The sequence below is a fragment of the Asaia bogorensis NBRC 16594 genome (genome assembly GCF_001547995.1).
Lineage (GTDB): Bacteria > Pseudomonadota > Alphaproteobacteria > Acetobacterales > Acetobacteraceae > Asaia > Asaia bogorensis.
Genome location: NZ_AP014690.1, coordinates 628,303 through 651,829 on the forward strand (window position 1 = coordinate 628,303; position 23,527 = coordinate 651,829).

Genomic DNA, 23,527 nt, shown 5'->3' on the forward strand with positions numbered 1-23,527 from the left:
TCGGATCAGGCCTCGTGGGGCTTGTCGCCCGGTTTCCGGTCGCTTTCCTCGACCAGAGTCTCGATGGCAGGGCTGGGGTTGGGGCTGCTGCGCGTATAGATCGGGGCAGGGGCGGCGCTATGCGCTGCCTCCATGAAGCGGTCGGCCAGCGCGCCATAAAGCGCGTGCTTGCAGATCATGCGCGAGACACCGAAAGCGAGAAAGGACGTGGCCATCAGCGCAAGCGTCACCTGCTGGTTGTCGCACATTTCCATGACAATGACCGTCGCTGTCAGCGGGGCCTGCACCACGGCAGAGAAATAGGCCACCGTACCCAGCAGCACCACGGCGCCAGCTGTTGTATGGGGCAGATATTGCGCGATCCAGCCGCCGATTCCGGCACCAACGGACAGGGAAGGGGCAAAGAGGCCGCCCGGAATACCCGAGCAATAGGACACGACGGTCGCGATGAATTTCAGTACGAAGAACGACGCCGGATAATGCTCCGAGCCGTCAATGATCGCGCGTGCCTGGGTATAGCCTGTGCCGTAGGTCGCGCCGTGCGATACCAGCCCAAGCAGTGCCAGAACCAGACCGCACAACGCCGCGAAGGCAACTGGTCGTGCCTTGATCAGCGCCCCGATGCGCCCTGGCAGGCCTTTGGAGAAGCGGATGAGCAGGGCCGAGAATGTTCCGCCCGCAATCCCCCCTACGATGCCGCAGGTCAGCACCGCAATCCAGGCTGTGCCAATGGGGACATCGACATCCGTATGCCCGAAATACGAGTAATTGCCGACGAGAGCGATGGCCGTCACACCGGAGAGCACGACACCGGTCAGCATGGTGCCCGATGTTTTCTGCTCGAAGGAGTGCGAGAGTTCCTCAATGGCAAAAACGATTCCGGCCAGAGGCGTATTGAAGGCAGCCGAGACGCCTGCGGCACCGCCAGCAAGAATGGCGCCGCGACGGGCTGCCACGTTCGAGATGCCAAGCAATCGCGAAAAGCCGTGCATGATCGCGGCGCCAACCTGCACCGTAGGACCCTCGCGGCCGATAGATGCGCCTACAAGCAGGCCAAAACAGGTGAGGATGATCTTGGCGAAGGCGATGCGCAGCGAGAGAACACGATTAACGATCGAGAAGTTCTCGATATGCAGTGTGGCGATGGTCTGGGGGATACCACTGCCTTGCGCACCTGCAAAAAAGCGACGGGTGAGCCAGGTTGAAAGGGCCAGACCCGCGGGTACGACCACCAGCATGACATAGGGATCCCAGTGCAGCAGACGGCCTCTGGCGCGTGCGGCCCAGTCCGCCGTACCAGCGAAAGCGACAGCCACGACGCCCACCAGAATGGCGCCCAGCCAGTAGGTTAGGGTGCGTCGCCATTGCGTGGTGGTTCGGCGCGCAGAGCGGCGCAGGTGCAGAATCCGGTTCTTTTGCCGCAAAGCGGTGCTGGGGCGCATAGGTTCTCGCCTGGCTGAGGGTCAGGAAGCCCCGACCGATGAGGAACGCTCCTGCCAGCACCCCAGGCGACTGGTCAAGAAACTCTTGTCACGAAAAAACGTAACGGGCGTCGCCTTTTCCGGTTCGCCCGTTCATCGTTTCAGGCCAGCACCGGGATGCCGGTCTGCTTGGCCTTTTCTTCTGGCTCGACATGAATATGGATAAGGGCGCGTCCGATATGACGGCGCAAGGCGTGTTCGACCCGGTCGCAGATATCATGCGAGTCCGATACCGTCATGGTGCCAGGCACCACCAGATGAAATTCGATGAAGCTGACACTGCCTGCGGTACGTACCCGGATGTCATGGGCCTCGATCGCACCGCTGGCATGTTCAGAGATGACTGCGCGGATCATCTGGAGTGTGTCCGTGTCCGGCGCTTCGTCCATCAGACCGGCGATGGATTGCTTCATCATGTCGAATCCGACGCGCAGGACGTTCACGGCCACAAGGGCCGAAAGAATGGCATCGAGGCGCGTGTAGCCGGTGAGCGGAATGAGCGCGATACCAATCACCAGGACGACTGTGGTCCAGACATCGGAAATGACATGGCGGCCATTGGCTGTGAGGGCGGGCGAGCGGCGCATGCGGCCCTGACGCACCAGAACGAGCCCCCAGACCAGATTGACCACACCGCCAAGCGCGTTGAACACGATGCCACGCCACGGGGCGAGATCATGATTGGGCGCCCACCAGCTCTGCCACGCGACCCAGGCGATCCCTATGGCGGTGAGCACCACCAGAACAGCCTCGCTCACGGCAGAGAGATACTCGGCCTTGTCATGCCCGTAGGTATGGTTCTCATCCGCTGGACGCTGCGCCACTTTCAGTGCCCACAGAGCCCCCAGAGCGGCAGCGACATTGATGATCGTCTCAAGCGCGTCCGACAGCAGGGCAGAACTGCCACTGACGCGCCAGGCCACGTATTTCAGCCCGAGGGCAACAAGGCTGACGAGCAGCGAGAACCAGCCGAAAACGATCTTTTCGGGCTGCTTCAGCATGAAACGGCACCCTGACAGGCAGGATTGTCGCCGCATGTCATCCCGTGATCATGAGGGCTACAGGGAAAGGGTGACCCGGCTGCCTCGATCTGGAAGGTCGCATGGCCGATCCTGAAGCGCTTGGCGAGCATGGCGGTCGCCTCCCGCAGGATACCGGCCTGCCTCGTGGCGTCGGCATTGCTGACAAGATGAACGGTCAACGCGGTTTCAGTCGTGCTGAGCGACCAGACATGCAGGTGATGGAGGCCCTCAACATCAGGCAGCTCCAGCAGGCCGGCTTCGACCTCATCCAGACGGATCTGCTCGGGCACGCCGTCGAGTGCCATATCGAGTGAGGCGCGCAGAAGGGACCACGTACCGATGATGATGGACACACAGACCAGCAGGCTCACGATGGGGTCGAGAATGGTCCAGCCCGTCATCATGATGACGAAACCCGTAATGACCACAGCAAAGGACATGAGCGCATCGGCGGCCATATGCAGGAAGGCACCGCGCAGATTGAGGTCATCCTTGCCGCCCCGCATGAAAAGCAGGGCTGTCGCGCCATTGACCAGAATCCCCCCGAACGCCACCAGCATGACCACGCGCCCGGCAACCTCCCCCGGCGCGACAAGCCGCGTGATAGCCTCCCAGATGATGCCGCCGGTCACCAGCAGCAGCAGTACCGCATTGCCTAGGGCCGAGAGGATGGTGGAGCGCTTGAGCCCATAGGTAAAGCGCGTGGTCGGCGCACGCCGGGCCAGACTATGGGCAAGCCATGCGGCCCCAAGTCCAAGCACATCGGAAAGGTTATGGCCAGCATCCGAAAGGAGCGAGAGGGAATGAGCCAGTAATCCCCAAATGGTCTCGGCAACGATATAGGCAATGTTCAGCGCCATTCCCAGAAGGAACGCACCGCCATAACTTGCGGGCTCATGAACATGGTGATGTCCCCCATGCCCATGCCCATGCCCATGCCCATGCCCATGCCCATGCCCATGCCCATGCCCATGCCCATGCCCATGCCCGTGCGTTTCGTGATCGTCATGACCGTGTTCATGCGTATCCGCGTCATGTCCATGCGGGTCATGATCATGGTGGTGGGCATGGTCGCAGGCGTGTTCGGCCATGAAATTGCTCTCGAAAGAAATTGCCACAGGGATTGTGCTGGTCAGGGATCATATAGGGCATCGACACGATACCCGCCAAGGCGAAGCCGAACTGTGGGCGAGAAATGACGTGCGGCGCACAATATGGGTGATTCTGTCTCAAAAGTTAACGTAATTCTAAAATCGTTACTACGAAACACTTAGTCAAATTGTAATGCATCGATTGTTTAACGACATGTATGTGCCCGGTTTCTGATAAAGGAATAGAATGGAAAGTGAATGATTCGGGTGGTTATTCCGTCCAGAAAGGGTTTGTCATCAAATCATTCAATTTCGTTATTGAATTATCGGCTTTATTGGGGTGGTATGCGTGGCACGAAGTTGGGCTACTGGCCGTTAATGAGCTTTTAACGTTATTGGGTATTCTGGTGAAGGTCTCTCAGCTTTTCCGAGTTTGCGCCTCGGGTCTTCCGGCTTCCGAAAGGACAGTTCCGGTCGTGCGCGGCCAGTTCCGGTCGTCCATCGGGCAGATGTGCCAAGGGGCTGCGGCGTCACAGTTTCCATGTCCGGCTTCAGCCGGATCTCTTCACTCCCGGAAGGGCGATGTGTCCTCCCCGGTGGGAATAAAACACAGGATCCGGAGCGGAATTGTCGCTCATTACTCTATCACCACCGTGCCGCTTTCAGCGGATCAGCGTGACCGAGACGTTATCGCGTCCCATAAAAGCAAGGAAAACATGATGCGATCGCTACGCCCTTCCGTTGCAGCCCTCATCATCGGAACGGTTCTGGCCGGAATGCCAGCCCGTGCGGCTGAACCGCTGGTCTATGCGCCAATGGAGCCCGGCCGCATGTCGGATGTGATTCGTACGCTTGCCTCAGATCCATTCGAGGGACGGGCACCCGGCACGATGGGGGCGATCCGGACGGTCAATTACATCGTCTCCCAGTTTCAGGCGATTGGTCTGGAGCCGGCGGGGGATAACGGGAGCTGGACCCAGGAAGTCCCGATGATCCATACGCGGATCGCGCCCGACTCCCTGATTCATTTCAAGGCCGGTGGGGCGGAAGGGCTCGATTTCCATCAATCGGAACAGATCTATCTGACTACCGGGACACCTTCGTCCCAGATACGCATTACGGACGCGCCGCTCGTGTTTGTCGGGTATGGCGTCACTGCACCGGCCCGCGACTGGGATGATTTCAAGAATGTCGATCTCAAGGGCAAGATTGCGGTCATCCTGATCAACGATCCTGACTTCAAGGCGGCTGCGGATGAGCCTGTGAAGGGCCGCTTCGGTGGTCGGACCATGACCTATTATGGCCGCTGGACCTACAAATACGAGGAAGCGGCCCGCAGGGGCGCCGTTGGTGCTCTGATCGTTCATGATACAGAGGCCGCTTCCTATCCGTGGAGCACCGTCATTGCGGCGGGAGGAGAGGCCTTCGATCTCGAGCGCAAGGGCAAGGCGGAATCGCTGGTCGTCAAAGGCTGGCTGGAGGGGCAGGCGGCCCATGACCTGTTTGCTCGTGCGGGTCTCGATCTGGACAAGCTGAGCGTGCAGGCACGTCGCGCCGATTTCACGCCTGTCACCCTGCCGGGTGTCACCATGACCACGACGCTGGATGTCACCACGTCGCATCTGCAAAGCCGGAATGTTCTGGCCAAGCTTCCGGGCAGCACTCATCCTGACGAAACGATCGTTTACGGGGCCCATTGGGATGCGTTCGGCAAAAGCCGCGGTCCCAATGGCGAGGCCTTGATACGGCGCGGCGCCATTGACGACGCTTCGGGCATTGCGGCGGTCATGGAAATTGCCCGTGCCTTCAAATCCGGCCCTCAGCCGGAGCGGACGATTCTCTTCAGCGCCTGGACAGCTGAGGAACGTGGGCTTCTGGGGTCGACCTGGTATGTCGAGCATCCCCTGATTTCCCTGCCCAAGACGGTTGCGAATTTCACAATCGACGTGCTGCAGATGGGAGGTCTTTCGCGCAATGCCTTCCTCGTAGGGGCCGGGCAGGATAGTCTGCAGGATGACTTCGCGACGATCGCTTCCGCGCAGGGGCGTGTGACCGTCAACGAAGCCCTGCCTGAACGCGGGGCTTTCTATCGCGCCGATCATCTGCCTTTTGCCCGTGCCGGTGTACCGGTGCTGCCGATCATGGATCTGGCCGGATACCCGGACCTCGTAAACGGCGGTGTTCCTGCGGGTCGCAAATGGCTTGAGGGGTATATGGCCTGCTATCATCAGCCCTGCGATGCCTGGAGCGCCAGCTGGGATCTGCGCGGGGCGGCTGAGGACGCCGCGGCACTTTACGAAGTGGGCAGAAGTCTGGCCTTCTCGCGCATGTGGCCAAGCTGGAAGCAGGGTTCGGAATTCAAGGCGATCCGTGAACACACGGAGTCGCAGCGCCCCGCACTCTGACGGGTGTGGGGTGGAGGCCGGGAATGGCCTCAGCCCTGCCTGTCATAGGGCTATCAGCAATGCAGTGGGCACGTATCCCGATGGCGACAGCACAAGGTGACATTGTGCAGAGGAGGGCTCGTCCTGCCAGCATAGACCGTCAGATCGAGGAGGATCGCGCTATTCTTCTTGACAAGACACGCCCAGTTCGTGACTTGCAGCCCACATGATCCGGCTAACAGAACTCAGGCTCCCTCTCGACCATTCAGACGATGCCCTGCGCGAGGCCATTCTCCAGCGTCTCGGTGTGCCATCCGAGGCATTGACCGCATTCACTATTGCCCGGCGTGGCTATGACGCCCGCAAGCGCGGGCGCATCATGCTGATCTACAGCATCGATTGCGCGGTCGAGGATGAAGACGCCGTTCTCGCCGCCCATGAAAACACGGTCTCGGTGATGCCGACACCAGAGATAAGCTACAAGGCGCTTTCGGCTCAACCGGGCCCTCTTCGTCCCGTGGTAATCGGCGCCGGGCCCTGCGGTGTGATGGCGGCGCTGGTTCTGGCGCAGGCCGGTCTCAAGCCCATCGTTATCGAGCGCGGAAAGATCGTGCGTGAGCGCACGGTGGATACGTTTGCCCTGTGGCGTCGCTCAGAACTGACTCCTGAAAGCAATGTGCAGTTCGGTGAAGGTGGGGCAGGGACCTTCTCGGACGGCAAGCTTTATAGCGGCGTGAGCGATCCTCGCCATCTGGGCCGCAAGGTGATGGAAGAGTTCGTCAAGGCAGGCGCACCGGAAGAAATTCTCTACGTTTCCAAGCCTCATATCGGAACCTTCAGGTTGGTCTCGATGGTGGAGCATATCCGTGCCGAGATCGAGCGTCTGGGGGGCGAGTATCGTTTTGGTGTGCGTGTCGATGGTCTGCGTACCGAGGGCGAACCACGACGTCTGACGGGGCTCGTTCTTTCCAATGGCAGCACGCTCGATACCGACCGCGCCATTCTGGCGGTGGGTCACAGCGCGCGTGATACATTCGAGATGCTCCGTGACGCGGGCGTGGCCATGGTGCCCAAGCCGTTCTCCATCGGGGTGCGTATCGAGCATCCGCAATCGCTGATCGATTGCGCACGCTTTGGCGATCAGGGTGGCCACCCGCTTTTGGGTGCGGCCGACTACAAGCTTGTGCATCATGCAAAAAACGGTCGGGCGGTTTATTCTTTCTGCATGTGCCCTGGTGGCACGGTTGTCGCCGCTACCTCCGAACCGGGACAGGTCGTGACAAATGGCATGAGCCAGTATTCGCGCGCCGAGCGTAACGCCAATGCCGGAATTGTGGTGGATGTCTCGCCCGAGCGTGACTATCCGGGGGATGTGTTGGGCGGCGTTGCGTTCCAGCGCCACTGGGAGCGGGCTGCCTTTGTCGCGGGTGGCGGGGATTATCGCGCGCCCGCCCAGCGCGTTGAGGATTTTCTGGCCAATCGCCCCTCGACCCATCTGGGTGAGGTCGTGCCCTCCTACAAGCCAGGTGTAACACCAACGGATCTGTCGCTTTGCCTGCCAGATTTCGCGGTCGAGGCCATTCGCGAGGCGCTGCCGGCTTTCGAGCGCAAGCTCAAGGGGTTCTCGGTGGGCGATGCCGTGCTGACCGGGGTGGAAACACGTACCTCGTCGCCCATCCGGATGCCGCGTGACGAAACGGGGCAGAGCCCCGGGCTGGTCGGCCTTTTCCCGGCGGGTGAGGGCGCAGGCTATGCCGGGGGTATTCTTTCGGCGGGTATCGATGGCATACGCGCCGCCGAATGGGTGATCGGGTATCATCAGGGCGCTAAGGCCAGTGCCGAGGGCTGAGTCTCGGCGGCGGCATATTCGCTCATACGAAGGGGTAGCATCTGCTTTGCATGGAGCGGGGTAATTTCACTGCGCCTGCGGTCCGGCCCACGAGTTGCATGGCAGCGCGATAATAAATAGGCAGAACCGCGTCGTTTGGCCGTCGTTGCAGGCTCACCACCTTGAGAGAGTTGAGCCATCATGACCCTTATCGATCCCCGCACGCGTTATCCCCGCCCTCCTTTCGAGGTGCAACCGCAGGAATTCCCGGGTGTCTCCGCAAGGATGAAGCCCGAGCCCGATTACGGTGATGAGAGTTATCAGGGCAGTAATCGCCTGAGCGGTCTCGTCGCCCTGATTACAGGGGGTGATTCCGGCATCGGGCGCGCCGTGGCAGTCGCCTATGCAAAGGAAGGGGCGGACATTGCCCTGTCTTATCTCGAAGCCGAACAGCAGGACGCGCAGGATATTGCGCAATCGGTGGAGAAGGCCGGTCGTCGTTGCCTGCTCCTGCCCGGCGATATCCGCGAAAAATCCCATTGCGAGCATCTGGTGAGCCAGACGGTTGAGGCCTTCGGCGGGCTCGATATTCTGGTCAATAACGCCGCTTTCCAGCATCCAAGAGAGAATTTTCTTGATATTGAGGATGAGGAATGGCGTCGCCATTTCGACACGAATATCCATGCGATGTTCTACATCACCAAGGCAGCCCTACCGCATCTGAAGCCGGGGGCCTCGATCATCAATACCTCATCGGTGAACACACGCACGCCGATGCCCATTCTCATTCCCTATTCCATGACCAAGGCGGCGATTGCCAATTTCACCGTTGGGCTTGCCGGAAGCCTGGTCGAGAAGGGTATCCGCGTAAACGCAGTGCTCCCCGGCCCGATCTGGACACCGTTCATTGCAACCGGGATGCCGCCCGAACAGCACAAGGATTTCGGCTCGCAGGCCCCCATGGGGCGTCCTGGCCAGCCGGCTGAACTGGCGGGAGCCTACGTCTATCTGGCAGACCCGAATAACAGCTACACGACAGGAGCCCTGCTGCCGGTGCATGGCGGCATGCCGCAACTCTAAGGCCGGGCATAAGTCCACCGAGGAACTGACACCCGATGTGGCGTGATCGCTGCATCGGGTGTTCTTGCAGGTAATCAAGATCGGTTCGGCAGCTCGGACAGGCGGCCCGCGCTTAAGGAGACGACCTATTGGGCCGAATACGGAACTCTTCCCAAATAATGAGTTAACCGAGGCCGTTCAATTCAAACATAATCACTCATTAGTATAAGAAATAATAATTTGACGCATTTGACACGATAACTCATATAAACCTGTTTGTTATTATGATTAATGACTGTTAAAATGCAATCAATGCAAATTCGTTGATGTATGTATGGAGTATAATCTCTACTCCATATTTTATCTCTACGTGATAATATTATATATTTGCTGTCTGTATTTGTGTAGATCGTGACGTATTCTCCAATTTCCTGGTGTGATTGCGTGCGTCATGGTTATCGCAGGCGGCACGGATGCTGAAGGAATGCGAGAGTGGCCACCAACATCACGGGAACCTGGTCCGCAGTTTTGAACGACAAAGGTGAGACGGTCTATCAAAGCGGCACGACGATCCAGGAAGGCCCGGTACAGCTTGTCGGGGGGGCAACGCTCTATGTGACAAGTGGTGCAACCGCTGCCGGTGTGTCCAATTCTGGCAATATCCCCAACATCATTGTGTCTTCCGGCGGCACATTGCTCAGCTCAACCATCACCAATGGTTATGTCTCCGCGCTTCAGGGGGCTACAACCAGCGGTAATGTTTTCAATTCCGACCCGGCCTATTACTTCAGTGGCGCCCAGTCGATTGGCGACTCATATTACGCTGGTGGCGGTTATGGCACCGATACCGCCTATTTCAGTGCAGGCTCGATTGTAACCAACGCCACGACATCTGCTGGTGGCCCGATGATTTTCTACTCAGGTGCTACGGTCAATGGCGTCACCGTGTCGTCCGGCGGGGTTGTCACGTTCAGTGCGGGTTCGGTTGTCTCAGGGCTGAATATTCAGCCGGGTGGCTCGGCCTTCATCAGTACGATTGTTGGTACGCCAGTGAACTCGGCGCCTGTCATGCCCACAAGCGGGGTGACAACGGTGACAGGTGTCTGGTCGGCGGTGCTGAGTGGCGGCAAGACCATCTACAAAAACGCTGCCGGCACGGCTGTCGAGGCTCCCCTCCGTTTGAGTGGTGGCACGCTTTATATTGCCAGTGGTGCGACCGTGTCCGGGCTGCTCGTCCTGGGGGGGACGCCTGTCGTCTCGGTGCTCAACGGAGGAACCCTGCTCAATTCCCAGATCAATAACGGGTATGTCTATGTCGATGGCGGCGGGATCACGAGTGGCAACCTGCTGAATTCGAACCCGGTGCGCTACAGTGCGGGCGCAAGTTCGGTCAATGATATCTTTCTCAATAGCGGCTACACGGCTGATACGGTTTACGCGCTTGATGGGGCGACTCTCATCAACCCGACGATTTCGGCAGGGGCACCTGTCGTCATCAGCAGTGGCGCGACGATCATTGATCCGGTGGTAACGTCCGGCGGGCAGCTCTCGATTTACGGCGGTACCGCCACAACCTGCTTTCTTGCGGGTGCCATGATCGAGACGCCGCAAGGCCCCTGCGCCGTCGAGGCCCTGAGGGCAGGACAGGAAGTCGTGGTCTGTCGGGATGATGTGCGTTGTGTCGAGATAGTTTCACGCGTCTGTAAAGCGCGCGCCATCGTCGAGAACCTGCATGATGACGATATGGCCGGTTTCCCGGTCCGGATCAGCGCGCATAGTCTCGGGCAGAACATACCCGACCGGGATCTGCTGGTAACGGCCGAGCATTGCCTTTACTTTGATGGCGGATTCATACCGGCCCGGATGCTCGTCAAAGGGCAGTCTATTCGCTATGCGCGCGAATATGAAAGCTATGATTACTACCATGTCGAACTGTCCCGACATGGCATCATCTGCGCCAACAACGTCCTTACCGAGAGCTATCTCGATACCGTCACGCCGCTGCATGATCGCGAAGGCAAGGGTCTGACACGCTATCGCAGCTGGGCGTCTCACGGGGCAGCGCCCTTGCGTGTTGATCGGACTTTTGTCGAGCCGATATACAACGCTATTCTGGCGCGGTGCAGCAGTGAGCAGACAGCGAGAGGCGCTTCTGACCACGATCACGGGTTGTATCTTGTGACTGACGGCGGGCGACGTATCGAACAGCGGCGACGTGCTGGCGATCAGGTGTTGTTCTCTCTCCCGCCGGGGGTAGAGCGCGTCAGGCTTGTGTCACGCCGTGCGCGACCATTCGATACGCTGGGGCCCTTCGTTGATGACCGTCGCGAACTCGGTGTGCTGGTCGGTGATATCACGCTCTATCGCCCGGATGGCACGCATGACATCCGGACCCATCTGGAACAGGACGCCTTGCCGGGATGGGACGGGGCACAGGGCGGGGATTGTCGCTGGACGCTGGGTCACGCCACCTTGCCGCTCGACCTGCCCGTGCAGGACGATCCTGCACTGCTCAGCGTACGCATTGTCGCCGCCGGACCGTATTGCGACAGGCAGGCCATTCGTAAAGCACGAGCTGCCTGACTGGCGGCCCTAGCCCATCATATGGCGCTGGTTGCCGAGCACCCATAGCGTTCCACCCACCATCAGAATGACGATCAGCAGCGAAAACAGGATCAACTGCAGGTCGTCACGATGGGAGCGTGACAGGTCGATGTGCAGGAAGAACCGGAAATGCACCACGACCTGAGCAAGCCCCAGCAGGGCGATGATCCAGATCAGGCTCGGGCGCGGTAACAGCCCGAGCATGACCCCCGCAAAAGGTATGGCGGACAGGAGTAGTGCAAGCACCAGGCCGATGATGTAGCCGTGCAGTTCCTGACGGCGCTCCTGCGCATGACGATCGCTCATGACAGGGCTCCCAGCAGATAGATGATCGAGAAAATCCCGATCCAGACAATATCGAGAAAATGCCAGAACAGGGCCAGGCGCATGAAGCGTGTCTGCACCAGCGGATCAAGGCCGAATTTCGCGACCTGCGCAAACATGATCAGCATCCAGATGCAGCCACTCGTGACATGCAGGCCATGCGTGCCGATCAGCGCCCAGCTTGCCGAGAGCCAGCCGGATCGCGACGGAACACCGCCTTTTTGCGCCATGCTGATAAAGTCATGCAGCTCAAGCGACAGGAACACGATGCCCAGCGCCAGGGTGATTGCAAACCAGAATAGTGTCTTGCCCGTCGAGCGGTCATAACGCATGGCTAGCGTCGCAAGACCGCAGGTGAAGCTGCTCAGCAGGAGGGCCACGGTCTCCCACGCTGCGGAGGAAAGATCGAACAGTTCATGCGGGCCGGGCCCACCGGCCAGAGAGTGCCCCATTGTCGCATAGGTGGCGAAGAGCATCGAAAAGATGATGAGGTCGCTCATCAGAAAGACCCAGAACCCGAACAGGGCTTCCTCGGCCTGGGAGCGCACAGCTTCCTGGTGTGATTCCGGTGCTGAATGGCTGAGACGGATCCCGATATGGCTCGGCCCCTTGCCGTGAACATCCGCCGCCATCAGACAGGCTCCCTGACCAGACCGCGATTGGCGGTGGTAAACATGGCATCATTGGAAATGGCCGGGCTTTCGCGCAGGGTCAGCAGCCAGCGTTCCTCGGTCGCCCGTATCTCCGCAGCCGGGATCACATAGGACGTATTGCGGTTGAAGCTGCGTACGATAATCGCCCCGAAAAACACCGCTGCGCCAAGAAGGACCGCCCACCAGATGTGCCAGACAAGCGCAAAGCCGAACACGCCGCTGGCCACGCAGCAGACAAACCCGACCGGCGTGCTCGAAGGCAGTTCGATATCGTAATAATGCTCGGGTGCGCGCCACGCTGTATGCTGCTTCTTCGCCTGATGAAAGGCATCGACACTGTCGATCTGGGGAATGAGCGCAAAGTTGTATTCGGGTGGCGGTGCCGCCACCGACCATTCGAGGGTGCGGCCATTCCATGGATCGCCGGCCGGCACAGCAAGGCGCTGGCGATCACGGATGCTTATCCAAAGCTGAATGACCATGCTAGCCAGCGCACACAGGACCAGTAATGCGCCGCAAAGCGCGACCCAGAGATAAGGGCGATAGACCGCCTCGAAAAACTCCTGGCTCCGTCGCGGCATGCCAAGCGCACCCACAATATAGAGCGGCATGAAAGCCAGAATGAAGCCGCCGACCCAGCAACCGAAAATCACGCGGCCCCAGCCTTCATGAAGCCGGAACCCGAATGCCTTGGGGAACCAGTAATGATAGGCGCTCAACATACCGAAAAGCAGGCCGGGAATGAGCATGTTATGAAAATGCGCGACGAGAAACAGGGTGTTGTGCACCTGATAATCGAAGCCCGGATTGGCGAGCATGACACCGGTTGCGCCACCGACCACAAACAGCACCATGAAGGCGCAGGCATAGAGCATCGGGACGCTGGTCCGTATGCGCCCACGCACCATGGTCAGCAGCCAGTCATACACCTTCACCCCGGTGGGAATGGCAATCAGCATGGTGGCAATGCCGAATACCGCATTGACGTTCCCATCCTGCCCCATGGTGAAGAAATGGTGCAGCCACACAGTGAAGGACAGAACGGCAATCGAGATCGTGGCCCAGACCAGAGAGGTGTAACCGTACAGTCGCTTGTTCGAGAACGTCGCGATGGTTTCGGAATAGACGCCAAAGGCGGGCAGAATGAGGATATAGACCTCGGGGTGACCGAACAGCCAGAACATGTTGATGTAGTTCATCATGTTGCCGCCAAGCTCGTTCGTGAAAAAATGCATGCCCAGATAGCGATCCATCGCCAGCATGAGTGTCGCGACCGTGAGCGGCGGCATGGCAAAGATCATCAGGATCGAGATGCACAGCGCCGTCCAGGCAAAAAGCGGCATACGAAACAGGGTCATGCCCGGCGCACGCTTCTTGTAGATCGTGACGGCAAAATTGATGCCGGTCATCGTATTGCCAATGGAGCTGAGCGTGAGCGCCCATATCCAGTAATCAACCCCCACGCCGGGGCTGAATGACAGCTCCGTATAAGGGGGATAACCGGTCCAGCCTCCTGTCGAGAACTTGCCCACGCAGAGCGAAACCATCATCAGCACCGCACCCGCGCTGGTCAGGCCCAGACTGATGGAGTTCATGGCGGGGAAGGAGACATCCCGCGCGCCGATCTGGAGCGGCATGGCGAAGTTGTACACGCCAATCAGGAACGGCATGGCCATGAAGAAAATCATGATCGTGCCATGCGTGGTGAAAAGCTGGGCGAAATGTTCCGGCGGAATGAAGCCGGGGTTGTTGTAGGCCACGGCCTGCTGTGAACGCATGACAGCGGCCTCGACTACTGCACGGGCCAGCATGACGAATGAGACCACCACGTACATGATGCCGATGCGCTTGTGGTCCACGCTTGTCAGCCATTCGGTCCAGAGTGCCTTCCAGCCTTTCAGCCAGGTGACAAAAACCAGCACGGCCAGAGCCCCCAGCACCACCACCGACGCGGCAACCGTTGCGATTGCGCTATAAAATGGCAGGGCGTCATAGCCGAGCTCACCAAAAAGAAAATGGCGCAAAAGCGGGTCTCCGGTCATGGGGGCGGTGCGTGAGCAACGGCGGGGTCACGGCAGTTCAGTCGTGATCATGGGGCATGGAGTCGTCGTAGCGGCTGACGATGTCATGAAAGAAAGTGTCGGGTACGGCCGAAAAGCTGGCCATGGTGGCATTGGAATCATGCAGCAGCGTCTGCGCTGTCTTGCGACCATTTTCCTGCTTGCGCACGGCGTCATAGGTCTGGGTATCGAGATGCAGGTTGCTCTGGCCGGCCTGCGTCAGAAACTGCTCGAACTGGTCGGGCGGCACCACATCGACGGCGAATTTCTGATCCTGAAAGCCCATGCCGTTGAACTGGGTGTTTTCGCCCAGATACCGGCCCTGTCGGTCGGCCAGCAGATGAAGCCGGGTGACCATGCCCGCCATGGCATAGATCTGGCTACCCAGAGACGGGATGAGGAACGACTGCATGGTGGCATCGGAGGTGAGGTGAAAGACGATTTCGCGTCCTTTGGGCAGCACCAGATGGTCAAGGCTCGCGACATGCGCATCGGGATAGATGAAGAGCCATTTCCAGTTCAGGGCCACCACATCCACGCTGAGCGGAGCACCGTCAGTGATCGGCTGCTCCGGGCTGTAACGACGCTCTGGCCCCCATACGAGCAGGGAGAAAGCAATCACAACAACAGCAGGAAAGCCCCAGACGAGAAATTCGAGGGGCAGGGCGAAATCCCAGTCCGGTCGGAAGGTCGCTCGTCTGTTCTCAGCCCGGTAGTGCCACAGGCAGAACGGCACGCCGATCAGCACGGGCAGAATGACCAGAATCAGGCCTGCAACCAGAAGCTCGAACCAGTGTCTCTGCAATGCTGCAATAGGGCCTGCGGGGGCGAGAAAAGAGATATGGTCTGTCTGACATCCGCCGAGCAGGAGGAGCGGCAGTGCCATGGCTGTCAGGGCAAGGACACGTCGGCCAGGGCGCAGGGCCGACCTGTTCGGGGCGAGGCGTGGCACGTGGGGCGTGTTCCATGGCAAGGGTTCGGGCTGATAACTCTGAATCGTGATCAGTGTTTCCCTCTTTTCTCCTTAAAATGTCTTTTCATGTCTGATGTTTTCGTCCCCCAAGGCGTTGGAACGCCTGCCGGTTGGGCGATAGGCAGGCTGTTCTTTCGGCGCTACACTGGGCCTCAGGCAACTGCGCGGTGGCTGAGGCGTCTGAACAGCAAGCCTGAGCGAACAAAAAAAGGAGGCGAAGGTCATGACCCCACGTTCTTTTGCGGCTTTTGCCGCGTCACTCCCTCTGTGTTTCCTCGCCACAACCGCTCATGCATTGCCCGGTATGGCGACATCCGCCCTGCCGCAGGAAAAGCCAGCCGACGCCGCCACGACTGACTCCACCATCTCCTTCAGTCTGAAAGAAATCGGGGGTGGTCTGGGGTACGAATGGGGCAAGGGAACCCTCCACCACAATGGCAGGGATTATGCCTTCGAGATCGGCGGGGGCGGGATCGCGTCTCTTGGCTATATCACCGTCAAAGGTACCGGCACGGTGAAGGATCTGGCTCGCCTTGATCAGTTCGATGGCACGTACTGGACGGTCAAGGCAGATGCCGCCATCGGCTCCGGTGTCGGGGCTGCGGTGCTCGAGAACCAGTATGGCGTCAAACTCAACCTGACCATGAGCATCAAAGGTGCCCATGTTGGGGCCTCTGTGATGCGTCTGCGCTTCAGGATCCTGCCGGACAAGACCGAAAAGCTGGCGGCCCAATAAGAACCGCGCCAGGCGCCGAACCGGGGTAGAGGGCGCGCTTCCCGGTTCGCAGGACCTGAACCGTTGCCTTGTTCCCTTCTCTTGATCCCCTCAGCAATCGAGATTTTTGCGGATGGAAATGACCGGCTGGCGTCTGACTGGCGCAGCGTTGAGCTTCATCGTTCAGATGATCTTTATCGGGCGCGCCCTGATGCGTCCGCACCGTCAGCCTGCCTCACGAGTAGCCTGGGTCGCGATCATTGCGGCGCTGCCCATTCTGGGTACGCTCGCCTATCTGATGCTGGGCGAGACCAATATGGGCAGCAGGCTGGTGAGCCGCATCACCGAAGCCCGCAAGACGCTCCGTATTCCCGGCAAGACCAGCGAAGCCCTGATCGACGCTGAAGAGAAATATCATCTGCCGCCGCGCCTCGCGCCCCTTTTCAGGGTCGGCCAGTCAGCGAGCGGTTACCCGCCCGAGGGAGGAAACAAGGCGCGCCTGCTGCCAGATTCCAACACTGCCATCGACGCGATAGTACGTGATATCGATGCGGCCCGTGATCATGTTCATATCTGCTTCTATATCTGGCTGACCGATCACAACGGTACCAAGATCATCGATGCGATCTGCCGTGCCGCCTCGCGCGGTGTGACCTGCCGTGTGATGGCCGATGATCTTGGCTCGCGTCGCCTGATCCATAACGAGGCATGGGCACGCATGAAGCAGGCCGGCGCGCATCTGGTGCGTGCCATGCCCCTTGGCAACATCGTGACCTGGCCCCTCCATGGCCGCATGGACATGCGCAATCACCGCAAGATCGTGGTGATCGATAACCGGGTCACCTATTGCGGCAGCCAGAACTGCGCCGATCCGGAATTTCGTGTGAAGGCGAAATTCGCGCCCTGGGTCGATCTGATGACGCGGTTCGAAGGTCCGGTCGTGCTGCAGAACCAGCATCTCTTTGCGACGGACTGGATGGCGCATACGGATGAGGATCTCGGTCCGCTTCTGGCCTCTGCCCCTTTGATCGAGGGTGAGGGGTTTGTGGCGCAGGTGATCGGCACGAGTGCCGCCCTGCGCTATGCGGCCATGCCCGAGATATTCGTCTCGCTCATGAATGCTGCGGCAGATGAGCTGACCATCACGACGCCCTATTACGTGCCCGACGAACCCATTCAGGCCGCGCTCTGCGCGTCAGCCCGACGGGGTGTGAAGGTGACCATGACAGTACCGACGCGAAACGATTCATGGATCGTCGCCGGTGCAAGCCGCAGCTATTACAAGGAGCTGCTTGAGGCCGGGGTGCGTATTTTCGAATATCCGCTCGGTCTGCTTCATACCAAGGCCCTGACGCTTGATGGCGCCATGGCGCTCATTGGCTCGGCCAATCTCGACCGACGCAGTTTCGACCTCAATTTCGAGAATAACATCCTGCTGGCCGACCCTGATTTCACCCGCCAGATACGCGAGCGTCAGCAAAGCTATCTGGATGCTGCGGTCGAAATCACGCTGGACGATGTATGTGCCTGGCCGTGGTACCGGCAGCTCTGGCACAACACCCTCGCGATGATTGGCCCGGTTCTTTAAGAGACTGCGTCAATCTGTAAATAGCGTCGCGTTGAGTCGCGCTGTCCACTCTGGGCGCAGCGGCAGTGCATGGCCCTCGACGAATTCGACCTCACGGATGGACAGGCTGCTGACCAGCCATGCCGCTTCGGCGCCCATGAGGGATGCGGTTGTCAGGCGGAATTCGTGGCACAAGCCAGCTGCTATCAGAGCCGCGCGTACCGTGCCGGGCAGGGCGCCATCCATCAGGGGCGGCGTGAGCAGGCGCTCGTCTTGCAGGACGATCAGGCTGGCCGCGCTCGCTTCGGCAATGTGCAGATTATCCGATGACAGGAGGAGGGCATCGTCAGCGCCGGCCTCCTGCGCTTCGATGCGAGAGAGGATCTGCGGCAGGTAGTTGAGATGTTTGACACGCGAGAGCGGCGAGGCCCCGTCGCGCCGATAGCGGCTGATATGAAGGGCGCAGGGCGGCAGCGCCGCCGCACGCGGCGCCTGGGTGATCAGCAGGGTCGGTTGCGGGTTGGCAGGCGGTATGATGCCGCGTGGTCCGGCACCGCGTGTGAGGGTAAGGCGTAGGGCGCCCTCTGTTTCACCATTGGCCGTGATCAGGCTGGTCAGTGCGTGGCGAATTGCGGGTTCACCTGGCATCGGCAAGTGAAGCAACGCAGCCCCTTCTGCCAGACGCGACAGATGCGCGTGCAGGCGAAGCACCCGGCCCTGATGCAGGTTCATGGTTTCGAACAGCCCGTCACCCAGCGTGAAGCCCCGGTCGGCAGGATCAATCTGAAGCTGCGCCACGGGGCACAGACGCCCGTTCAGCCAGGCCTGTATCATGCGCCGAAAAGCCCGAGCAGGGGAGCTGCCTTAAGGCAGAGCTCGTCATATTCCCGTTCCGGATCCGACAGGGTGGTTATGCCGCATCCGGCACCGAGGCTTATGGTGTCTGGTTTGAGTACGAGGCTGCGAATAATCACGTTGCTGTCGAGCGCACCATCTGCACCGATGCGAAACAGCGTTCCACAATAGGCACCACGGGCAGCGTGTTCCGTCTGGTCAATCACCTTGAGCGCATGGTGCTTTGGGGCTCCCGTGACCGAACCGGGGGGAAGCGTGGCACGCAGCAGATCGAGCGCCGTCATATGCGGTGCCAGACGTGCCGTGACCGAGGAGACGAGATGATGCACATGGGCGAAGCGCTCGACCTCGCACAGCACGGGCACATCCACGGAACCGATCTGTGACACACGCCCGATATCATTACGCATCAAATCGGTGATCATCAGGTTCTCGGCATATTCCTTTTCGTCACGAGCCAGAGCGTCGGCAATGGCGGCATCTTCTGCCGCATCGCGACCAGGGGCTGCGGTACCCTTGATCGGGCGGGTTTCGATACGGCCCTCACGGTCCATGCTCAGAAAGCGCTCGACCGAGGCGCTGAGCAGCGAGAAGCCGGGCAGGGTGAACAGCGCTCCGAATGGCGCGGGAGAGGCCCGCCTCAGCTTGCGATAGACAGCCCCTGCGGCAAGCGGGGAAGCGCATCGTGCGCGAAACTGCGTGGTGAGGTTAGCCTGAAAAAGCTCTCCGCGATTGATGCGCGCGATGATCCGGCGCACGCCTTCGCAATAGGTTTCGCGGTCGGCATCGGCCACGAAGTCGAGTTTCGGCAGGGGCACGGGCGGTGTCGAACACTGGGGCAGGGGGACTGGCATGGCCGCATCGCAATAGCTGCTCCACCAGAGCCGTTTTTCCTGACGATCAAAGACGAACGCGCCCTCATAGAGCCCTGCGCTGACACCGGGGATGAAGGGTTTATGACGCGAGACAATATTTTCGAGCGCGAGCCCGGCCTCATAGCTCGCCAGACCAATAATACCGCCTGAAAAAGGCAGGGTGCCCAGCGGCGGGACAGAGGGAAGCAGCGCATCGAGCTTCGCCCAGGCTGCACTGTCATCCGTGGTGAGCGTCGTGACAGGCCGGCAGCAGAAAAAGCTCCAGCGGCTGCGTGCGCCTGCGGGACCGCCGCTATCGAGCATGACCGCCCAGGCCTCATCGCCATAACGGGCGATGAATGAGTCGGGCGAGCGCCATGGGAGTTCCTGCTCCAGCATCACATGAATCCCTGCGGATGCCGTCTCGCAAAGGGAGAAGCACCAGGGACACAGGACGGGTGGGTGAAATGCCGCATCAATCGGCCTTACCGCGCCTGAATGATCCCGTCCAGAAATTGGGCAGAACCATGCTGGTGCGGCTGGTTCCTCAAAACCGAGGCTGGCCGATGCAGCAGATTGATCAGGTGTTTTTCGGGTCGATGGTCCTGAAACCATAGGTGACATAATCGGGGATGACGCGGCCCTTCTCGACACGCACCACCAGATAGCCTTCTGGCGTGCCAAGGCTTGTCCCGTGCCACCAGTTGCCCGAGACTGCGCCGCCCGTGATATAGGGGACGCCATGCCATGTGACGGTTTCGAGCACATGGGTGTGACCCTGAAACACGCCGATCACGTTGTAATGGTCAAAAAGCTCCAGCACCTGCCACGCATTCCTGACGCGTGTGCCCTGATGGGCCGGGGCCTTGCCCGGTGGCGGAGCGTAATCCTCGACGGCGGTGACGAGCGGAATATGCGTGGACACGATAACCGGCATACCCGCTGGCATGGCCGCGAGATCGCGGCTGAGCCAGTCGATCTGCGCCTGATCGATAAACCCTTCATAAGAACGATCAGCCGTAATGCCGATCGAGTCCAGCACCACAAAATGCACACCCTTGTGGTTGAAGGCGTAATAGGGGGCGCCAAAATTATCGGTGTAGTATTTCTTGCCATAGAGCGGGTCGCTCGGCTCGATGCCGCTCTTGGTATAGATGCCCATCACGTCGTGATTGCCCATCGTATTATAAACCTGATGGCCCAGTGTGTCGGCCGTCTGCTTGTACAAATCCATCAGGCTCAGGGCGCGTGACTTGGGAACGCCAAGGGCATCGAAAACGTGGTCGCCGCCTTGCAGGGTAAAATCGGCATTGGCGCTGCGCACCTGACGAAAACAGTCGAGACAACCCTTCGAGGCATCGAGCTCAGGCTGGATATGCGTGTCGGTCAGGAACACGAACGAGAAATCATCATGCCCGAGCATGGCCGGGCGCTGCGGTGCGAGCGCAAGAGCCCGATCCGTCAGGCCGAAAGTGCCCGCTGCGAGGCCGGTCAGGGCGGCGGAACGGAGAAACCGGCGTCTGGGTAGCAGCATCGAAAGCCCCTTGCACAATCAGGATGAGGCGCGTGACAGGATGCAGCGAAGCGAAATCTGACGCGCACGGGATAACAGACCGGCAGCCATAGCCCGCCTTGCAAGGAGGCAGGGTTAAGTTTTGGTGACAGTGTGTCCCATCATCGCGTGTTGAACGGGCCTGATTTCAGTCAGGTGCCCCCGTCTTTCCGGCGTGTGGCGACGCCCGGTTTGTCTGGGGCGAGGTGTCGATCTGGCGCAGGGCATAGAACGCCGAGACGGTGCTGGTATCGACGAGTGACAGGAACAGGTTCTGGGCTGATCGGCTGTCGTTTTCGCGTCGATAGAGACGCTGCGCCTCGATGAAGGCTGTCGTCCAGCCCGTGACAAGGAGCGCCGCAGCCAGATGCAATGAAGGATTATCGGGCGGGCAGGGCAGGGCAGCAGAGAATGCCTCGCGCAGGTCATCCGTCATGATATCGCGCAGGGCGCGTGCGCGTGATTTCAGGGTTTCGCTGGCTGTCAGCGTGTCGATGAAGCCCTGGGTCTGGGGGGCAAAGCGCAGAAAAGGCGCGTTTTTAGAGACCATCTCATGAGCCAGCTGGCGCAGCACGTCGAGGGGGTGGCCTGAAAGCGGCCCCGTGAGCGCATCGCGTATGATCTGCCTGATTTCGTCTTCACGATCGAAAAACAGATCTTCCTTGCGGGCGAAATGATTGAAAACCGTCATCCGGCCCACATCCGCAGCCTCGGCAATGGCATCGATCGTCACGTGATCAAAGCCATGGGTGGCGAAGAGCGCCGTGGCGATATCGGAGATGCGCTGACGCGTGGCCTGACGTTTTCGGCCTTGCCGAGTGATGGATGTTGACATACCGCCTTCATATCCGAAAACTATACCCGGTACAATTATGGATTCGGTCTATGGAACATGTCGATGTCGTCATCGTAGGCGCAGGGCCTGTCGGGTTGCTCCTGGCCATCGAGCTTTCGGTAGCAGGGGTCGGTTGCGTGGTGCTCGAGGCCCGTGACACTGCCGAGGACGTGCAGAAGGCCTTGTCCATCGGTCCGCTAGGCGCCGAAGCCCTGATGCGACGAGGGATGAGTCAGGCGCTCGATGCTGCGGAGGCGCAGACGAAGGCCTTGGTTGCCTCTTTCCTTGCCGAAAACCGTGGTGGCTGGGCGCAGGGCGCTTTCTCCCGCGAGGCTAATGATGCGCCTGCGGACATGCGGCCGCGGAAGAAGCGGTTTGCCGGGCATTTCGGCAGCATCCCGCTGCCTGCCCAGCCTGTCGATGCACGTCGCCCGACACGGCTGATTGACCAACGCTATCTGCAACAGGCGCTCGAAACCGAGGCGTCTTCCCGCGGCATTGTCATTCGCCGTGGTTGTACAGTGTGCGATGTGCAGAACGGCAGTGAGCGCGTCACTCTCGCAGTCCACGGGCGCGGCGGGGAACGACCGGCACAGATCGCGGCACGCTATGCCGTTGGGTGCGACGGTGGCCGCAGTACGCTGCGCAAGAAGGGTGGTTTCACCTTCGATGGCACGCCTCCCAGTCTGAAATTCTATCAGGTTTCGGTCACGTTTGCCGCGTCTGAAAGCGCGTTTCCCTCTGGCTGGCAGATGCAGCCGGGTGGCGTCACGGCCTATGGTCCCGTTCCCGGCAGGCTCTTCATGATCGATTTTTCCGGCCCTCCGGAGGCGGGACAGGAAATCCCCGACCGTGCCGATGTCGAGGCGGCCCTTGCGCGCATCTGTGGTCGGGCTGTGCCTCTGGCCGCTTATCACGGTGGGCGCTGCTGGGCCGACCATACCCGTCTGGCAGATCGCTACCGCAAGGGTCGATTGTTTCTGGCCGGTGATGCGGCGCATATCCACGCCCCTTTCGGTGGGCAGGGGCTTGGGCTTGGGCTGGTCGACGCGGCCAATCTGGGCTGGAAACTCGCCGCAGTGGTGCGGGGAATTGTAACGGGTGCCGAGGCCGAAGCCCTGCTTGAAAGCTATGAGACAGAACGGCGCCCGGTGGCTGAATCCGTGCTGGCCAACACGCTGGCGCAGGCCGCCCTCATGAGGCCCGATCCACGGTCACGCGCCTTGCGTGATGTCATGGCGACTATGCTGGACAATGCGGATATCGCCGCTGAATTGAGCGCGGACATGAAAGGGTTTTCCATGCGCTATGCGCTGGATGAAGACGCACCGGAGAAGGGTATGGCGTGTGACGATGATTCCCTTGGGGGCCTCGCGGGGGACAGGACTCTGGCCAACGGTCAGACGCTTTATGGTCTGATGCAGCATGGGGCTGGGGTATTCGTGCTCTCTCCCGCCATGCGGCAGGGGGCTAGTCTATCCATTCTGCCCCCCAATCTGGTCCTTGCAGACACGCTTGAGGAGTACAGCGCGTTATACCGCCCGGATGGCTGCCTCGCCTGGCGGGGTCGCGAGGCCACCCCCGCTCTGACCCGCGCCTTGTCACGCTGGTTCGGTTTATCATCGGCCCAGAGATGATGCGGGCGGCTTTTTGACAATTCGTGCGCCTGC

At 60.0% G+C, this 23,527-nt stretch carries 18 protein-coding genes; 7 read left to right on the forward strand and 11 right to left on the reverse strand.

Annotated features, from left to right (window positions below; genetic code table 11):
• Positions 1 to 5: 5 nt before the first annotated feature.
• The 3 genes from Asbog_RS02810 to Asbog_RS02820 all read right to left on the reverse strand — a co-directional run bounded on the left by Asbog_RS02810 (position 6) and on the right by Asbog_RS02820 (position 3,594).
• Complete coding sequence (locus Asbog_RS02810) at positions 6 to 1,442, reverse strand: chloride channel protein (RefSeq protein WP_062164013.1); 1,437 nt, start codon at positions 1,440 to 1,442, stop codon at positions 6 to 8.
• A gap of 140 nt (positions 1,443 to 1,582) precedes the next feature.
• Entirely contained in the window at positions 1,583 to 2,482 is a 900-nt protein-coding gene (locus Asbog_RS02815) for a cation diffusion facilitator family transporter (RefSeq protein ID WP_023979167.1), read from the reverse strand.
• Positions 2,476 to 3,594 (reverse strand): cation diffusion facilitator family transporter, encoded by a 1,119-nt coding sequence (locus Asbog_RS02820; protein ID WP_083510922.1) that lies wholly within the window; start codon positions 3,592 to 3,594, stop codon positions 2,476 to 2,478. The genes Asbog_RS02815 and Asbog_RS02820 overlap by 7 nt, the downstream gene beginning before the upstream one ends.
• A 716-nt stretch (positions 3,595 to 4,310) precedes the next feature.
• Here Asbog_RS02820 and Asbog_RS02830 point away from each other — a divergent pair.
• From Asbog_RS02830 to Asbog_RS02845, 4 genes are all read left to right on the forward strand, one after another.
• Complete coding sequence (locus tag Asbog_RS02830) at positions 4,311 to 5,999, forward strand: M28 family metallopeptidase (RefSeq protein ID WP_371861659.1); 1,689 nt, start codon at positions 4,311 to 4,313, stop codon at positions 5,997 to 5,999.
• Positions 6,000 to 6,204: 205 nt separating this feature from the next.
• The gene (locus Asbog_RS02835; protein ID WP_062164015.1) at positions 6,205 to 7,827 is read left to right on the forward strand and encodes an NAD(P)/FAD-dependent oxidoreductase; all 1,623 of its coding nucleotides are present in this window, start codon (positions 6,205 to 6,207) and stop codon (positions 7,825 to 7,827) included.
• Positions 7,828 to 8,007: 180 nt separating this feature from the next.
• Entirely contained in the window at positions 8,008 to 8,886 is an 879-nt protein-coding gene (locus Asbog_RS02840) for an SDR family oxidoreductase (RefSeq protein WP_062164016.1), read from the forward strand.
• A gap of 471 nt (positions 8,887 to 9,357) precedes the next feature.
• The gene (locus Asbog_RS02845; protein WP_062164017.1) at positions 9,358 to 11,448 is read left to right on the forward strand and encodes a Hint domain-containing protein; all 2,091 of its coding nucleotides are present in this window, start codon (positions 9,358 to 9,360) and stop codon (positions 11,446 to 11,448) included.
• Between the two features lie 9 nt (positions 11,449 to 11,457).
• Here Asbog_RS02845 and cyoD read toward each other — a convergent pair whose 3' ends face one another.
• From cyoD to Asbog_RS02865, 4 genes are read right to left on the reverse strand one after another with little or no spacing between them, the layout of a single operon-like run.
• The gene (gene cyoD / locus Asbog_RS02850; RefSeq protein WP_062164018.1) at positions 11,458 to 11,775 is read right to left on the reverse strand and encodes a cytochrome o ubiquinol oxidase subunit IV; all 318 of its coding nucleotides are present in this window, start codon (positions 11,773 to 11,775) and stop codon (positions 11,458 to 11,460) included.
• Positions 11,772 to 12,425 carry a cytochrome (ubi)quinol oxidase subunit III gene (locus tag Asbog_RS02855; RefSeq protein ID WP_062164019.1) on the reverse strand — a complete coding sequence of 218 codons (654 nt, stop codon included), beginning with the start codon at positions 12,423 to 12,425 and terminating at the stop codon, positions 11,772 to 11,774. The genes cyoD and Asbog_RS02855 overlap by 4 nt, the downstream gene beginning before the upstream one ends.
• A complete protein-coding gene (locus Asbog_RS02860; RefSeq protein WP_062164020.1) occupies positions 12,425 to 14,488 on the reverse strand; it encodes a cbb3-type cytochrome c oxidase subunit I in 2,064 nt (687 codons plus the stop codon). The genes Asbog_RS02855 and Asbog_RS02860 overlap by 1 nt, the downstream gene beginning before the upstream one ends.
• Before the next feature lie 37 nt (positions 14,489 to 14,525).
• Positions 14,526 to 15,458 (reverse strand): cytochrome c oxidase subunit II, encoded by a 933-nt coding sequence (locus Asbog_RS02865; RefSeq protein WP_062164021.1) that lies wholly within the window; start codon positions 15,456 to 15,458, stop codon positions 14,526 to 14,528.
• Positions 15,459 to 15,702: 244 nt separating this feature from the next.
• Between Asbog_RS02865 and Asbog_RS02870 the strand changes: the two genes are divergently transcribed.
• On the forward strand, positions 15,703 to 16,215 hold the full coding sequence (locus Asbog_RS02870; protein ID WP_062164022.1) for a hypothetical protein: 513 nt from the start codon (positions 15,703 to 15,705) through the stop codon (positions 16,213 to 16,215).
• A 118-nt stretch (positions 16,216 to 16,333) separates the two neighbouring features.
• On the forward strand, positions 16,334 to 17,782 hold the full coding sequence (gene cls, locus Asbog_RS02875) for a cardiolipin synthase (RefSeq protein ID WP_062165677.1): 1,449 nt from the start codon (positions 16,334 to 16,336) through the stop codon (positions 17,780 to 17,782).
• A gap of 9 nt (positions 17,783 to 17,791) precedes the next feature.
• On the opposite strand, the gene Asbog_RS02880 is transcribed toward cls, so the two are convergent.
• The 4 genes from Asbog_RS02880 to Asbog_RS02895 form a co-directional block, all read right to left on the reverse strand.
• Positions 17,792 to 18,595: an aminotransferase class IV gene (locus Asbog_RS02880; protein WP_062164023.1), complete on the reverse strand. Its 804-nt coding sequence runs from the start codon at positions 18,593 to 18,595 to the stop codon at positions 17,792 to 17,794.
• On the reverse strand, positions 18,592 to 19,869 hold the full coding sequence (locus Asbog_RS02885) for an anthranilate synthase component I family protein (RefSeq protein WP_062164024.1): 1,278 nt from the start codon (positions 19,867 to 19,869) through the stop codon (positions 18,592 to 18,594). Before Asbog_RS02885 ends, Asbog_RS02880 begins: the two co-directional genes overlap by 4 nt.
• 181 nt (positions 19,870 to 20,050) lie before the next feature.
• Positions 20,051 to 21,004: a metallophosphoesterase family protein gene (locus Asbog_RS02890; RefSeq protein WP_062164025.1), complete on the reverse strand. Its 954-nt coding sequence runs from the start codon at positions 21,002 to 21,004 to the stop codon at positions 20,051 to 20,053.
• A gap of 166 nt (positions 21,005 to 21,170) precedes the next feature.
• Entirely contained in the window at positions 21,171 to 21,857 is a 687-nt protein-coding gene (locus tag Asbog_RS02895) for a TetR/AcrR family transcriptional regulator (protein ID WP_083510679.1), read from the reverse strand.
• Between the two features lie 50 nt (positions 21,858 to 21,907).
• Here Asbog_RS02895 and Asbog_RS02900 point away from each other — a divergent pair, with 50 nt between their 5' ends.
• Positions 21,908 to 23,494, forward strand: a complete 1,587-nt coding sequence (locus tag Asbog_RS02900; RefSeq protein WP_062164026.1) for an FAD-dependent monooxygenase — start codon at positions 21,908 to 21,910, stop codon at positions 23,492 to 23,494.
• Positions 23,495 to 23,527: the final 33 nt, after the last annotated feature.